The sequence below is a fragment of the Rhodanobacteraceae bacterium genome, assembly GCA_016713135.1.
GTDB lineage: Bacteria > Pseudomonadota > Gammaproteobacteria > Xanthomonadales > SZUA-5 > JADKFD01.
Window position 1 is genome coordinate 513,778 of the sequence record JADJPR010000023.1, and the last position, 13,491, is coordinate 527,268.

A 13,491-nucleotide genomic window follows, 5' to 3' on the forward strand; every position below is an offset into this window, starting at 1 on the left:
GCAGCGATGACGCCGGGATCACAGGCAGCCGGCGACCCTGCCGGCGCGCCCCCAGCACGCCGGCGCTGGCCGAAGGTCATGCTGATCGTCGCCAGCATCCTGCTCGGCGGGCTGCTGCTCCCGGCGCGGATGCAGATCCCGGTCGAGGGCGCTTCCGCGCACGACTGGAATCCGCGCTCCTTCTGGTTCGAGCCCTGGGGTGTATCCGGGGTGCACAAGGGTATCGACATCTTTGCGCCCAGGGGTCGCGCGGTGCGCGCCGCCAGCGCGGGCGTGGTGGTCTACACCGGCGAACTGGCGCAGGGCGGACGCGTGGTGCTGGTCCTCGGGGCTCGCTGGCGCGTGCACTACTACGCCCACCTGACTCGATCGATGTGGGCATCGGGCGGCCGGTGTCCAGCGGCACGCGCATCGGCAGCGTGGGCGATTCCGGCAATGCCCAGGGAAAGCCGCCGCACCTGCACTACAGCGTGCTCAGCCTGCTGCCGCATCCCTGGCGCTGGGACGACGCCACCCAAGGCTGGCGCAAGATGTTCTACCTCGACCCCGGCGCGCTGCTGCCCACCGACGGCGTCTGAGCGTCAACGCCGCCGGGGCTTCGCTCCGATCACGCCGCCGTTGGGCACGCAGCCCTCCACCGCCAGCCGCTGGCCGTTGTCGAAGACCATGCTCACGCTGTCGAACTTGCCAGCCTCGTGGGTCACGGACACCAGCCTGGCCTGGAGCAGCGTCCCCAGTTCCGGCAACTGGCAAGCGCCGAAATGCATGAAGTCCAGGCGCACCGGACGCCCGTCGGCGAACTGGAAATCCAGCACCACACGTGCACCCCAATCGCGTTGCAACGCGAGGCCGACGAACTCCGCGCCGATCAGTTCGTCCCAGTCCGCGAGCCGTTTGTCGGCGCGCGCCTCGCTGCCGAAACCGGCGTCCTGCGGGTCGGTGCAGGTCCAGCCGTCGGCCTCGAAGGCCTCCACCAGCGCCTGCACGGCGTCGGTGTCGACCTCCCCGTGCAGGCACCAGTGGAGATAGCCCGGATGCACGGTCAGCTCGCCCATGAAGCCGTCCACCCGCCCACGCAGCGGGTCTCCGACCAGGGTGCACTCCGGATGTCGCGCCAGCAGCGCGTCGAGCGCCTTGCGCTGCGCACGCTGGCGCGCGGGCGTTGCGGCATGGTCGGGCGCGCGCAGGGAGTCGAGGATGGTCTTGCGCGGATGCAGGTAGAGGTCCAGGGCCATCGATCGTCCTTCGGTCAGGATCGGATGCCCTTTACCCGAAACGCCGCCCGCGCGCCGCGCACTGGCGACGCCGGCTTTACTCCCAGCGCAGCGCGACCAGCGGATCGACCCGCGCCGCCCGGCGCGCCGGCCACCAGGCGGCGAGCAGCGCGATCGCCGCGAGGATCGCGCTGGCGCCGAGCAGCACGCGCAGATCGTGTCCGTCCAACTGGAACAGCAGCGCCTGGGCCGCGCGCCCCAGCATCAGCGCCAGCACCAACCCGATGCCACCGCCGATGAGGAACATGCGCCCGGCCTGACCCAGGAGCGAGGCCTGTACGCGTCCCGGCGCGGCTCCGAGGGCCAGCTTGAGCCCGATTTCGCGCGTGCGCTGGCTCAGGGCGTAGTTCAGCACGCCGTAGACACCGAGCGCCGCAAGCAGGGTGGCGAGCACCGCGAAGGCCCCGGACAGGGTGCCGACGAACACATCCAGGACCAGGTTCTCGCGGATCGACTGCGGCAGCGTCATCAGCCGCTCCACCGGCAAGTCCGGGTCCACCTGCGCCACCACCGCCGGCACCAGTTGCAGCAGACGTTCGGGGGCAAGCTGTGCGCGCACGTAGAACACCATCGAGCCGGCGCTGCCGAACTGCTTGCGCGCCATGTAGAACTGCGGCGCCGGGGCATCGCGCACGCTGTCATAGCGCGCGTCCGCGGCCACGCCGACAATCTCCATGTCCAGGTCTTCGCTGCCACCGAAGGCCATGCGCTTGCCCACCGCGTCCGGCCAGAGGCCGAAGCGCTCGGCGAAGGCGCGGTTGACGATCGCCACCTTCGGCCTGCCGGCGGCGTCGGCATCGACGAACTCGCGCCCGGCCAGCAGAGGCTGCTGCAGGGTGGTGAAATAGCCCGGCCCCACGGCGTTGTGCTGGGTTCCATCCTCGCCCGGATCCTGTGCCCCATGGCCTTCGACCGAGACATTCGACGTCCAGTCGTCGCCCGACAGCAGGAGCACCAGCGAGGTGGTCACCGATGCCACGCCCGGCAAGCCGGCCAGTCCGCGCTCGACCTCATCGTAGAGCCGTTGGGAACGCGCGTTGTCGTAACCGTTGCGCGCGGGCGACAACTCGAAGGTCGCAATCGATTCCGCGCGCAGGCCGAGGTCCACCCGGCTCAGGTTGTCGAGGCTCACGAGGAACAGACCGGCCACCACCAGCGAGACCATCGACAGCGCGATCTGTGCCGTCGCCAGCACATTGCGGAAGCGCAGCGCGATACGCCCGCCACCAGCGCCGGCGCCGGCACGCAGGCTGTGGATCGGGTCCGTGCGCGCCGCGTGCAGCGCCGGATAGAGGCCGAACACCAGCACCGTGCCCAGGGCCACCAGCAAGCCGTAGCGCATCGCCACCGGGTCCAGCTGCATGCTGATCGCCTGCACCGTGTCGCCCGGCATCAGCGAGACCACTGCCTGCAGGCATACCGCAGCCACCGGCAATCCCGCCAGGCCACCGAGCAGGGCCAGCAACAGCGCTTCGGCCAGGTGCTGGCGCAGCAACTGGACACGGCTGGCGCCGATGGAGGCGCGCAGCGCCACTTCCGCCGAGCGCGTGGAGGCGCGCGCCAGCAACAGGTTGGCGCAGTTGAGGCAAGCGAGCAGCAGCACCAGCGAGGCGACCGCCATCAGCAGCAGCATCGGCGTGGCCGAGCGCGCGGACACCGAACTTTGCCCACGCGCGCCCGGCAACAGTCGGATCGGTGCCGCCTTGAACTGCGCCAGCGTGATCTGGTCCATGTCCGCGTTGAGCGGCACCTCCACCTCGTTGATGATCCGCGCGTGCAGCGCCGCGAGTTCGGCGGAAGCCTGTTCCAGGGTCACGCCCGGTTTGATCCGGGCAAACAAATAGATCCACCAACTGCGCCGATTGCCACTGTCGTCGTCGATGCCGGACGTCAGCGCCCAGCGCATCGTCAGCGGCACATACACCAGCGGGCGCACACCGAAGGAAGTGCTGTCGAAACCCTCCGGCGCCACGCCGATGACGGTCAGGGTCTCGCCATTGACCTTGACCGGTTTGCCGATGATGTCCGGCGCGCCGCCCAGCTGCGATACCCAGTAGCGATGGTTCAGCACCGCCACGCGGCCCTTGCCGACGGCGGTGTCGTCGTCCTCCGCAATCAGCCGCCCCGCCGCCGGTGCCAGCCCGAGCACGGAAAAATAGTTCCCCGACACCATCAGCGCGCGTCCGGCCTGCGTGCGGCCTTCCACCGCCAGGTTGATCCCCAGGTCGCGATGGCCGGCAATCCCGGTGAACACCGATTGCTGCGCCTGCAGGTCGCGCAGCATCGGGTAGCTGAAGATCTGCTCGCGCGGGCCGATGCCGCTGTTGGAAGTCATCCCCCAGCGCGGACCCGCGGACGACAGCGCCACCAAGTCTTCCGCGGCCGCTACCGGCAGCCGGCGCAGCACCACCTGATCGTAAAGACTGTAGATCGCCGTGTTGGCGCCGATGCCCAGCGCCAGCGTCAGGGTGATGACCAGGGTGAAGCCCGGACGTTTGAGCAGGCCACGCAAGGCATGGCGCACATCAGCAATGAAAGCGAGCATCGAGGCTTCTCCGGGCGCAGTCCGGGATTCGCCTAGCAAGGCGCATGCCCGCGCCCAAGTGCCTGATTTCCCGTCCCTGAGCCCGGCCCGGGGCGCAACTTCGCACACTGCCGTTCGCAAACGGACATCGGCGCAGCCCGACCATCGCCCACGAAAAAGCCGCCTACCGGCGGCCCTTTCATTCCTGCCTGGCGGGCGCTTTGCGCCGCCGTCTTCTCCTCCGGCGAGACCGAGCCACCGGATCAGGTCAGGCGGGGCGTTCCGCCAGCCATGCGGCCAGCAGGGCCGGGCATTGGGCCTTGAGGGTCTTGCGCAGGGTCAGATTCTGGCCGTCGCGGACCAGTTGGTGGGCGAGGCGCAGCCATTGCGCGCCGGGACGCTGGTCGCTATCGGGTGGCAGCGGGAAGTCGACGCCGCGGGTCAGGCGACACCAGGCAGGAAAGGCCTGCATGGGCAGTGCGTCATCCAGATCGCACCAGTTGGCCCAGCGCCGGGACCAGGTGCGGCTGCTGCTCAGCCAGACCTCGGCCTCGTCCGGCCAGTCCAGGCACAGTTCGAGAAGGTCTGCCGCCAGGCTCTCACTCCACTGCGCCTGCTCGCAGAGCCCGGCATGCCACAGCAATGCGTCCGCCTGCTGGCGCCAGCGCGGATCCTGCTCCAGGGCGGAAATGGCCCGGGCAGTTTCGCCAAGCGCCTGCCACAGGTAGCTGGGGTGGGCGTGGCGGCAGGCGGAGTCGAAAGGCGGCGCGCCGGCATGCTCCAGCAGCGCATGCCAGGCCGGCCGGGTGAGCAGGGATGCGTCGCCCTGCAGGCAGCGCTCGGCGGCGGGCTGGAGCACGGATTCCAGCCAGGGGACCGCGTTGACTGGATCCGTCCAGCGCGGATCCCGGCGCTCGATGAGTTCGATGCAGTGTTCGCAATCAGCCAGGAAGGCGGCAAAGTCGGGCATGCGGGAAAGCGCGCTCAGGTGCTGGCGCGCGGCTGCCGTGTCCAGTGCACCCAGTGCGCGCCGCGCCCTGGCGGCGGCCATCTGAGCGGGCGAATGGCGGAACAGGTCGAGTTGATCGTCTGGCCCGATGCGGAACAACAGGCCTGACCACGCGGGATCCGCATCGGCAGGCTCCACCTCGGCCGGCGCCGGAATCGGCGGCGACAGAACAGCCGCGGGTGGCCCGAAAAGATCGAGGGTTTCACAGCGGATCAACGCGGCTGTTGCGACTTGCATGGACGCGCAGGGTTGCGACCGGGTCTTCATGCTCGGCAATTCCGGTCACTCGGACAAGCAGCCGGGGCCCTGACCTGCAGGGGCTTTGCGATGGTTCTCGTCAAGGCTCGCTGAGTTCGGGACGATGGACGCGAGGGTCGAAAACGGGATCTCAAGCCGGGAGACGAGTCGGAAGGAGGATCGACAGGGTCTGAACCAGGGGCGCCGGCCTCGCTTCGAGGCAAGGGAAAGTCGGGCGGCGGCTGGGCGCTGCTGGCGAGGGCGCCGGCGCTCCGGAGGCGGCGTTCCCGGGGCGGATCAGTGCGGGCGCTCGCGCCAGCCCTGGGGCAGGTCGTCATCGCCTTGCTTGCGGACGTGCTCGAGCACATCGGCCACCAGTTCGCGCGCGTCGCCGGAATCCGCGCCCTGGTGCTCCACGGTGAACTGCCAGGCGCGCTCCCACTCGGCCAGCGCCTCCTCGCCGTGACCGGTGGCGGCGAGCGCACGGGCGAGGGTCTGGCGGAATTCGGCGGGGACCCGGGTGTCGCTGCCGAGCGCGCGCTCGCCGTCGGCCACGTTCTGGCGCAGGGCTTCCAGGATCTCCCCGGCGCGGCCCTGGTCCACGCGCAGCCTCGCGAGGTTGTTGAATGCGATCAGTGTGCTGGTGTGCTGCGGCCCGTGCAGGCGCAACTGCGCCTCGTATCCGCGTTCATAGTAGGGCGCGGCCTGCTCCACCTTGCCCTGCTGGCGCAGCGCCGAGCCGAGGTTGTTGACCAGCGACAGGGTGGCGGCGTGGTCGGCGCCGTAGAGCTTTTCTGCCTGGTCCAGCAGTTCGCGCAGCAGTGGCTCGGCCGTGGCGAATTCGCGCCGCCGCAGCAGCACGATGGCCGCCTCCGATCGCGCCCGGTGCACCCGCGGATGGTCGGCGCCGTAGCGCTCGATCAGCAACGGGATGCCCTGGTCGAACAGCGGCTGCGCGCTGTCGGCATCGGCCGCGCGCAGGTAGATCGTGGCCAGCAGCAGGCCAACCTCCACCCGCAGCGGATCGCGCGGATCCAGGCTGGCCTGAGCCAGTCGAAGGGCGTCCTGCATGTGCTTGACCGCGCTCGGTGGATCGAGGATCTGCTGCACCCAGGCCAGGTCCGACAGCGCGCCGACCTGCATCGCCACATCGCCCGCGTGATGCGCCAGGGTGTCGGCCAGCGCGCGCGCCGCCACCTCGCGCGCCTTGGGGTCCTGGTCCATCTCATAGAGGGCCGTGGCCAGCGCACGGCGCGCCTGGATCGCCGCCGCTGCGTGCGCCAGCGGCGTGCCTTCGACACGCGCCAGCACCGCCGTCAGGGCGGTGGCCGATGCCTCCGACTTGCCGATCAGCCGCAGGTTGGCGCCGATCTGCGCGGTGGCCTCCAGCAGCAGCGCCGGATCCCCGGCCAGTTGCTCCTCGGCGCGGCGCTGGGCGCGGTCAAAGATGCGCTGCAACAGGGTGGTGTCCTGGCCACGCGCCTCGTCCGGGGTGATCCCACCCAGGACATCGCGCAGGAAACTCGCCAAAGTGGCCGAGCGCGCGGCCTCGCGGCGCGCCTGCGCGGCCGATTCCTCGGCCAGTTGCTGCGCCGCGCGCGCCTGCACCAGGCCATACAAGGCTAGGCCACTGCCGGCCAGGATGGCCAGCAGCACTGCGGCACTCGCGGCCAGTCCCAACCGATGCCGCCGCGCGAACTTGCCGATCACATAGCGCCGCGTACGCGGCAGCGCGCGCAGCGGGCGATGGCTGAGGTAGGCGTCCAGGTCCTCGGCCAGCTCCAGCGCGCTGGCGTAGCGGTCCGCGGGCAATTCCGCCAGTGCCTTGCGCAGGATCGCCCGCAGCTCGAAGGGCACCGCCGCCAGGGCTGCGGCCGTCGCGCGCTGCGGGCTGCCCTGCTGCAGCCGGCTGGTGCTCTGCGCCAGCAACTCGCGCAGGGTTTCCAGGCGCACGCTCTCGCGCGCCGCATCCGCGCCGGGCGCGAATGCCGCCAACAAAGTCATGCCCAGCGAATAGACGTCGCTGCGCAGATCCGGCGCGGCATCCCCGCGCGCCTGCTCCGGCGCCATGTAGCCGCGCGAACCCGCGACCGGCACGCGCATGCCGGCACCCGGCGTGCCCGCCACCGCGATGCCGAAGTCGATCAACTTGGGCTCCGGCCGTCCATCCACCAGCGGCACCAGGATGTTGCCCGGCTTGATGTCGCGGTGGACCACACCGCGCAGATGCGCGGGGTGCACGCCCAGGCAAATCCGCTGCAGCAGGCGCACGCGCGCCGCCGCGGGTGGCTGGGTACGCGCGAGGTACGCCTCCAGATCCTCGCCCTCCACCCACTCCAGCGCCAGGAAGGGCTCGCCGTGCAGCGTCCTGCCAAGCTCGTAGAGCCGCGCGATGGCCGGGTGTTCCACCTGCGCCAGCGCCTGCGCTTCCACCGCAAGCATTGCCGACAGCAGCGGATCCTGGCTGGCGCCGCGGATCAGCTTCAGCGCCACGGTGCGTTGCACCGGCTCCAGTTGCTCCGCGCGGTACACCCGGCCCATGCCGCCCTCGCCCACCAGCGCAACGATGCGATAGCGCCCCACCCGCGTATCCGGCGCCAGCAAGTCCGGCTGGACCAGCGGCGGCGTGACATCGTCGAGCTGGGTGCTGTCCGGATTGGGATCGATGGCCATGCTGGAGAGAGTCCCGGTTGCCCTGGCGCTGCGCATGGGGCGCATCGACGCGCAGCCTACGGGCTGGGAATGTACGTGCCGGCAACTGCCGCGCCAAGGGGCGCAGCCGGCCTGCGCGTCAGCATCGTGTTCCGTGCGTAGGTCCTTTGCCGGCGATTGACCTCAGGAGCCAATCCACATTCGCCCACAAAAAAGCCGCCCAACGGCGGCCCTTTCGTTCTTGCCTGGCGGCTGTCCGGCCAGCGCTTCCAGCGTCTGGCGACAGAACACATCCGCCTTGTCGCCCAGCTTGGCCATGCGCAGCTTGTCGCCGGGGGTCAGGGAAATCAGGCCAGCCAGTTGCCGCTCCACGGTCGATGGTTACGGGTCACCAGTCAAAGACGGATGCACGGTTCCCAGCCAGCGCTCGGTGAAACCCAACAACCGGCTCGCCTCGTCAAGGCAACTCGCTAACGCGCCGTCACTAATCGGATCGCCCTCGTAGTCGCTCAGGTTGCGCTGTTTACGCAAGGCATCGAGGACTATGACCGACGGCGGTGGCAAGCCCATGGTCAGGGTCAGGCATTGAAGCGCAGTTTGGTGGTGACCCGGCTGGCTGGTCGAGGTGCGATAACCGCTGGCCCAAAGCCCGATCATGGCGCACTGCTGGATGGCCTTGTACGCAGCATCGAAGCGGTTGTCCTTGCTGATCGACACCACCTGAGCGTCCGCCAGATTCCTGCGCGCAGCCGAAAGCAACTTCTGGATGGACCCGTGATCAGGCGCGTGCGCTTGAAGGCGCCCGATCACCCGCAAGTTCTCCAAGCTCATCGGCTCCTCCGATCACGAAAATCCGGGCGTCACTCAGCATTCGGGCAGCAAAGGCATCGCCGCGGTCCAAACGCTCGACAAGCTCTGTTGCCGAGTACAACACAGGATTGATTTCGCGTTGCAGCACTTGTTGCGCCGGATAAAGCGCCTGCACCAGTTCCGCGAATCCAAGGTCGCCCACCACCAGCAGATCGACGTCGCTGGCTGCGACTTCGCTGCCGCGCGCCACCGAACCGAAGATCAGCGCGAGCCGAATCCGCTCACGCAGCGGCGCCAACGCTTCGGCCAACACCGCCCGCGCACCGTGGGTCTTGCGGAACAGGCTGGCCAGTTCATCGAACAACGGGCAATCGCGATTGGCGCGGTAGCGCACCTGGTTGCCCTGCACGCTGCGCGACACCAGGCCGGAGTCGGCCAGCTTGCCCAACTCGCGCGTCAGCGTGCCGGCACTGCAGCCAGTCACCCGCGCCAACTCGCGCACGTGAAAGCTGGTGCCCGGCTGCAACAGCAAGACCGCCAGCACGCGCTGGCGATAGTCGCCGAACAGCAGATCCATCAAGCATGATGTGTTGCTCATAGGGCAACGATTGTTGCTCAATGGGAAACGACCAGGCAAGCGGCGGCGTGTCCGCGCCGAAGCGCCATCGCTGCTCGGGCTGGTCGGCTGCCGCAGCGCATCGAGTGCGATGCCCTCGGCGCTGCACCACTCAAGCTCGCCGCGCCCCTTCGCCGGCACAAGCTGTCACATTTGCCAGTGCGACTTTTCGCGTTCAAACAATACTTTGATCCTTTACTGCCCGATGTCACGCCCGACTTCCGAGGACAAGGCCATGCCGGAAGTAGCCTGGAAAACTGCAATCGAGCCTGGTGCGCATTGCCTGAGGAGGAAAAGGCGCGCCGCCGCTGGGAAATCATCCCTCGACGAGTAGCCGCGAGCATGGCTGCCGCAGGCGAACCAGTGAGCCTCGCGATGCTGGAAGCAGAACACGCAAAGAAGCAGATGCCGATGGTGCGGCCCCGGGTTTCGGTCATCCGAAGCACTGAACTACCTACGATTCAACCGGGCGAGCACCCGCTCGGCCTCCAGAACCCTGAACTGACGAAAGGACCGATGTCGATGAACCTTCAACAGCGCTGTTTTCCAGAGCATTCCCGCTCTGGCCTCATTGAAGCGACGTGTACGGCCGCCTCGACCGCGGCGCGCAGCCGGTTTTCCAGAGCATTCCCGCTCTGGCCTCATTGAAGCGAGCCCTCCCATGGTCGTCCGATGCGTCCGCCTGGTTTTCCAGAGCATTCCCGCTCTGGCCTCATTGAAGCGGCACGCGCGACCGCGCCGAGTCCGGCACCACGTCGGTTTTCCAGAGCATTCCCGCTCTGACCTCATTGAAGCTCAGGCTTCGGCAGCATCAGGTGGCGAGGCACCCAAGGCTTCCGCAAGCCCCACCCCATCGCCCACAAAAAAGCCGCCCAACGGCGGCCCTTTCGTTCTTGCCTGGCGGCTGGTTCACGCCGCCTTCTTCTCCTCGGGTGAGACCCGCGGGCCGGGTTTGAAGCGGCCACCGAGTTCGCGTCGCAGCGGTTCCAGCCCATTGGCTTGGCCCAGCAGCTTGAGCATGCTGTAGCCGCGGCTGGCCACGGTGAATGCATCGTTGCCCAGCGCCATCCGGGTGTCGCTGCCTTTCTGCAGCAGGATCTCGATGCGCATCAGCAGCGGGCGCAACTGATCGCGGGCGGTCATGTCCTGCATGGCGGTGGCCACGTCCAGGCTGGGCGGCAGCAACTGCGGCTGTCCGGCCAGCGCTTCCAGCGTCTGGCGACAGAACACATCCGCCTTGTCGCCCAGCTTGGCCATGTGGATATTCCGCCCATGCGAGGCCACCGTTCCGACGCATGCGAGGCCAGTGTTCCGGGCCATGGGAGGCCAGTGAAGGCGGTCGCCCGAAGGTGGTTGGTTGAGTCTAGTCGGACGGGTCGTTTCTGTCCTTGGCGTCTGTTGGCTTTGGGCCCTTCTTGCGCATCGATTCGCCGCTGAGCTCAACCAGCTCTGCGTTGTGTACCAGGCGGTCGAGGATGGCGTCGGCCAGGTGGGATCCTTGAACTGACCGTGCCAGGCTTGAGCGGCAGCTGGCTGGTCAGCAGCACGCTTCCGCGCTGGTGGCGATCTTCCAGCAGTTCCAGCAGCAGCGGCTGGTGCTCCGCGCACATCGGCACCAGGCCGAAGTCGTCGAGGATCAGCAGGTCGATGCGGCCAGGGTCTTCAGCCAGTGGCTGGTCCGCCCTTGCGCCTGTAGTGCACTGAGCTCGTCGCCGAGGCGTGGCAGGCGCAGGTAGCGCACCGAGTGCTTGGCGTCGATGGCGGCCTTGGCGAGCGCGCAGCCGAGGTAGCTCTTGCCGACGCCAGTCGGGCCGATCAGCAGCACGTGCTGGTGTTGCCTGAGCCAGTTGAGGCTGAGCAGATGGAGCCAGCGGCTCTTGCCCAGACCGCGCGGCTGCGCAGGTCGACGTCGGCCGGTGTGCCCGCTGGCTGAGGCGCGCAAGCCAGCCGCCGCGTCTGGGCTACGCTGTCGCGGTGCAGGCATTCGGCTTCGAGCAGGGTGGCGAGGGTGTCGATGAACTCGTCGCCCGGGGACATCCGCGCCAGGGTGTCGGCCACGCCGCGCAGGCCCAGGCGCGCCAGTTGCTGGTGCACAGGTTCATGCAGCATGGCGCACCTCCGGATGGCTGGCACTGTAATAGTCGCTGCCGCGGACGTGCTCATGGGTCTGCGGCGGGAGCGGCAGCGGCAACTGGTTGCGCGCACTGAGCAACAGCCGGCGCACATGCTCGTAGCCGATGGTGTCGAGGCACAGGCGCGTGCGCACGCGTCCTCGAGTGCGCTCGCGCCGTGGTCGCGCACCAGGCCGAGCACGCCCTGGGCACTGCGGATCGCTTGTTCCGGATGCCGGCTTGGCGAACAGCGTCTCGATGAACGCGAGCGTCCGACTGCCGACAGCCGCCGCCCGCTGCAGGATCTTCGGGTCGGCATAGGCGCGGTGATGCGCCGGCATGTGCGCCGGATCGGTGATGAAGCGTTGGCTCGGCGGTGCGCGGCGATGCAGTGCAATCCGCTGATCGCGGATCAGCACTTCGACATGCGCCTGGGTCAGGCGGACTTCGACGATCTGTCCGGCGTGTACATGAGGGACGCTGTAGTACTGCCGGTGGACGTCGACGTGATAGTCGCGCGCCACCTTGCGCACCAGGTAGCTGGCCATCTCGAAGCGGTTCGCTGGCAATGGCGACAGATGCACGCGCTCCTCGGCCAACTGGCTGTCGCGCGAGCCCACGCGCTTCTGGAACGGCGTCGCATTCAATGCCGCGAGCTTCTCCTTCAGCCAGTCGTTGAGGGCATCGAGCGAGGCGAACACGCGGTCGCGCGCGCAGGCGAGGATCTGCATCTCGACCACCTTCACGGCGCCCTCGACCGGCGACTTGTCCTGGGCTTGCGTACTCGGGCCGGGATCACGACGACATCGTAGTGGCGCGCAAAATCGCGATAGGCCGCGGTCAGCTTCGGCTCGAAGCGATCCGCTCGGGCAATCAGCGCACGCGGATTGTCGGGCACCGCAATCCGGGGCACGCCACCGAAGGCGACGAAGGCCCGGTGATGGCCGTCGAGCCAGCTCTCGGCCGTCTCGTTGGCATAGGCGTGCGCGAAGATCGCGTTCGACCAGCCGAGCGCGGCGGTGAAGATGTGCGCCGATGCGACCTTGTCGCCGATGCGGTAGTCCAACGTCAGACCGGCGAAGTCGAAATAGGCCTTCTCGCCCGGCACATGGTCGTGGCGATAAGCCAGATCACGGTCAGCCAGGAACGCGCCCAGCTCATCGCAGAACACGCTGTAGCCGATGCCGTCCGGATGTTGCTCGCGATACTCGGACCACAACAGCCGCCGGGTCACCCCCTTTGCGCGCCAACTCCGGCACCATCGCCGCATAGTTGGGCGCGCGCAGGGCTTCGCTGTCCCCTGGTGCGGATGACTCCGATATAACCGCCGCTCCAGTTCCTCGTCGCTCAACCCGGCGTCCAGCGGCCAACTAAGCCCCGACGCCGCAAAGTGCTTGAGCAGGCGCTCCACCGTACTGCGCGCCACCCCTGCGAGCGCGCCAGCACCCGCCGGCTCAGCCCTTCCTCATAGTGCAACCGCAGCAGTTCTCGAATCTGTCGCATGAGCAACCTCGCTTGAGCATGGGAATACCCCGCAGGCAAAGCCCGCGAGGATGACCCACCTCAAGCGACCGCCGCACTGGCCTCCCATGACCCGGAACGCTGGCCTCGCATGCCCCGGAACCGTGGCCTCGCATCGTCCGGAATCCTGGCCTCGCATGCGCCGGAATGGTGGCCTCTCATGAACCGGAACATCCACCATGCGCAGCTTGTCGCCGGGGGTCAGGGAAATCAGGCCAGCCAGTTGCCGCTCCAGATCGCTCAGGGTCTGGTCGATGGCGGTGAGTTGTTCAGTGGTGACACGGAAGGTAGCGAAGTTCTGCATGAGATGTTCTCCAAGGTTTGACGATCCGCCGGCACCGTTGCCGGGCGGTGTGCCGTTGCGGCACGGAGAGCATTTGAAACCATCGCTGTCTCACCGGATGAGACAATGGCCTACCGGTGGTCGGGTCGCTGCAACAACAGTGCCGCCCACGCTGTTGCCGCCCACTTCCAGGAGCCCGACAATGCAGCCCATGGACTGGAAGCTCGCAATCGAGAACTGGCGTCGTTTGCCGGCCGATGAAAAGGCGCGCAGGCGTTGGGCACTCATTCCCTTGAAAGTTGCGCGCAGCATGGCCTTCGCCGGAGAACCAGTGAGCCTCGCAGTGCTGGAGGCAGAACACGCGCGTCGCCCCCAGCCCCTCGCCACCCGGACCCCAATCCTGGAAGGTGATCTTCTCGATGGGAACATCAGTCGTCCCGATCACAGAGGCTGA

At 68.1% G+C, this 13,491-nt stretch carries 15 protein-coding genes, 1 pseudogene and 1 CRISPR repeat array; of the genes and pseudogenes, 3 read left to right on the forward strand and 13 right to left on the reverse strand.

What is annotated here, in order from left to right; genetic code table 11:
- Positions 1–78: 78 nt before the first annotated feature.
- Positions 79–578: pseudogene (locus IPK27_22105) on the forward strand (M23 family metallopeptidase).
- A 3-nt stretch (positions 579–581) separates the two neighbouring features.
- Here IPK27_22105 and IPK27_22110 read toward each other — a convergent pair.
- The 13 genes from IPK27_22110 to IPK27_22170 form a co-directional block, all read right to left on the reverse strand.
- Positions 582–1,235: a hypothetical protein gene (locus IPK27_22110; protein ID MBK8070200.1), complete on the reverse strand. Its 654-nt coding sequence runs from the start codon at positions 1,233–1,235 to the stop codon at positions 582–584.
- A 76-nt stretch (positions 1,236–1,311) separates the two neighbouring features.
- Entirely contained in the window at positions 1,312–3,819 is a 2,508-nt protein-coding gene (locus IPK27_22115) for an ABC transporter permease (protein ID MBK8070201.1), read from the reverse strand.
- 247 nt (positions 3,820–4,066) lie between these two features.
- Positions 4,067–5,044 (reverse strand): hypothetical protein, encoded by a 978-nt coding sequence (locus IPK27_22120; protein ID MBK8070202.1) that lies wholly within the window; start codon positions 5,042–5,044, stop codon positions 4,067–4,069.
- A 297-nt stretch (positions 5,045–5,341) separates the two neighbouring features.
- Positions 5,342–7,717 carry a serine/threonine protein kinase gene (locus tag IPK27_22125; protein MBK8070203.1) on the reverse strand — a complete coding sequence of 792 codons (2,376 nt, stop codon included), beginning with the start codon at positions 7,715–7,717 and terminating at the stop codon, positions 5,342–5,344.
- A gap of 162 nt (positions 7,718–7,879) precedes the next feature.
- Positions 7,880–8,068 (reverse strand): hypothetical protein, encoded by a 189-nt coding sequence (locus tag IPK27_22130; GenBank protein MBK8070204.1) that lies wholly within the window; start codon positions 8,066–8,068, stop codon positions 7,880–7,882.
- A gap of 9 nt (positions 8,069–8,077) precedes the next feature.
- Positions 8,078–8,527 carry a DNA-binding protein gene (locus IPK27_22135; protein ID MBK8070205.1) on the reverse strand — a complete coding sequence of 150 codons (450 nt, stop codon included), beginning with the start codon at positions 8,525–8,527 and terminating at the stop codon, positions 8,078–8,080.
- Complete coding sequence (locus IPK27_22140) at positions 8,475–9,104, reverse strand: nucleotidyltransferase domain-containing protein (GenBank protein ID MBK8070206.1); 630 nt, start codon at positions 9,102–9,104, stop codon at positions 8,475–8,477. The genes IPK27_22135 and IPK27_22140 overlap by 53 nt, the downstream gene beginning before the upstream one ends.
- 559 nt (positions 9,105–9,663) lie before the next feature.
- Positions 9,664–9,918: direct repeats of the CRISPR family, unit length 38 nt; unit sequence GTTTTCCAGAGCATTCCCGCTCTGGCCTCATTGAAGCG.
- Positions 9,919–10,031: 113 nt separating this feature from the next.
- On the reverse strand, positions 10,032–10,379 hold the full coding sequence (locus tag IPK27_22145; GenBank protein ID MBK8070207.1) for a hypothetical protein: 348 nt from the start codon (positions 10,377–10,379) through the stop codon (positions 10,032–10,034).
- 182 nt (positions 10,380–10,561) lie between these two features.
- Positions 10,562–10,738 carry a hypothetical protein gene (locus tag IPK27_22150; protein ID MBK8070208.1) on the reverse strand — a complete coding sequence of 59 codons (177 nt, stop codon included), beginning with the start codon at positions 10,736–10,738 and terminating at the stop codon, positions 10,562–10,564.
- Between the two features lie 20 nt (positions 10,739–10,758).
- Positions 10,759–10,947 carry an ATP-binding protein gene (locus IPK27_22155; protein ID MBK8070209.1) on the reverse strand — a complete coding sequence of 63 codons (189 nt, stop codon included), beginning with the start codon at positions 10,945–10,947 and terminating at the stop codon, positions 10,759–10,761.
- Positions 10,938–11,231 (reverse strand): hypothetical protein, encoded by a 294-nt coding sequence (locus tag IPK27_22160; protein MBK8070210.1) that lies wholly within the window; start codon positions 11,229–11,231, stop codon positions 10,938–10,940. Before IPK27_22160 ends, IPK27_22155 begins: the two co-directional genes overlap by 10 nt.
- Complete coding sequence (locus IPK27_22165) at positions 11,221–11,979, reverse strand: hypothetical protein (GenBank protein ID MBK8070211.1); 759 nt, start codon at positions 11,977–11,979, stop codon at positions 11,221–11,223. Before IPK27_22165 ends, IPK27_22160 begins: the two co-directional genes overlap by 11 nt.
- The gene (locus IPK27_22170) at positions 11,976–12,644 is read right to left on the reverse strand and encodes a transposase (protein ID MBK8070212.1); all 669 of its coding nucleotides are present in this window, start codon (positions 12,642–12,644) and stop codon (positions 11,976–11,978) included. Before IPK27_22170 ends, IPK27_22165 begins: the two co-directional genes overlap by 4 nt.
- 270 nt (positions 12,645–12,914) lie before the next feature.
- Between IPK27_22170 and IPK27_22175 the strand changes: the two genes are divergently transcribed.
- Together IPK27_22175 and IPK27_22180 are read left to right on the forward strand one after the other, a co-directional pair.
- Complete coding sequence (locus IPK27_22175; GenBank protein ID MBK8070213.1) at positions 12,915–13,079, forward strand: hypothetical protein; 165 nt, start codon at positions 12,915–12,917, stop codon at positions 13,077–13,079.
- Positions 13,080–13,248: 169 nt separating this feature from the next.
- Positions 13,249–13,491 carry a hypothetical protein gene (locus IPK27_22180; protein MBK8070214.1) on the forward strand — a complete coding sequence of 81 codons (243 nt, stop codon included), beginning with the start codon at positions 13,249–13,251 and terminating at the stop codon, positions 13,489–13,491.

Excerpts from the sequence above, each read along its gene's own strand:
- IPK27_22110 (MBK8070200.1), bottom strand. The coding sequence starts at position 1,235 with ATGGCCCTGGACCTCTACCTGCATCCGCGCAAGACCATCCTCGACTCC.
- IPK27_22115 (MBK8070201.1), bottom strand. The coding sequence starts at position 3,819 with ATGCTCGCTTTCATTGCTGATGTGCGCCATGCCTTGCGTGGCCTGCTC.
- IPK27_22120 (MBK8070202.1), bottom strand. The coding sequence starts at position 5,044 with ATGCAAGTCGCAACAGCCGCGTTGATCCGCTGTGAAACCCTCGATCTT.
- IPK27_22125 (MBK8070203.1), bottom strand. The coding sequence starts at position 7,717 with ATGGCCATCGATCCCAATCCGGACAGCACCCAGCTCGACGATGTCACG.
- IPK27_22135 (MBK8070205.1), bottom strand. The coding sequence starts at position 8,527 with ATGAGCTTGGAGAACTTGCGGGTGATCGGGCGCCTTCAAGCGCACGCG.
- IPK27_22140 (MBK8070206.1), bottom strand. The coding sequence starts at position 9,104 with ATGAGCAACACATCATGCTTGATGGATCTGCTGTTCGGCGACTATCGC.
- IPK27_22145 (MBK8070207.1), bottom strand. The coding sequence starts at position 10,379 with ATGGCCAAGCTGGGCGACAAGGCGGATGTGTTCTGTCGCCAGACGCTG.
- IPK27_22160 (MBK8070210.1), bottom strand. The coding sequence starts at position 11,231 with ATGCTGCATGAACCTGTGCACCAGCAACTGGCGCGCCTGGGCCTGCGC.
- IPK27_22175 (MBK8070213.1), top strand. The coding sequence starts at position 12,915 with ATGAACCGGAACATCCACCATGCGCAGCTTGTCGCCGGGGGTCAGGGA.
- IPK27_22180 (MBK8070214.1), top strand. The coding sequence starts at position 13,249 with ATGGACTGGAAGCTCGCAATCGAGAACTGGCGTCGTTTGCCGGCCGAT.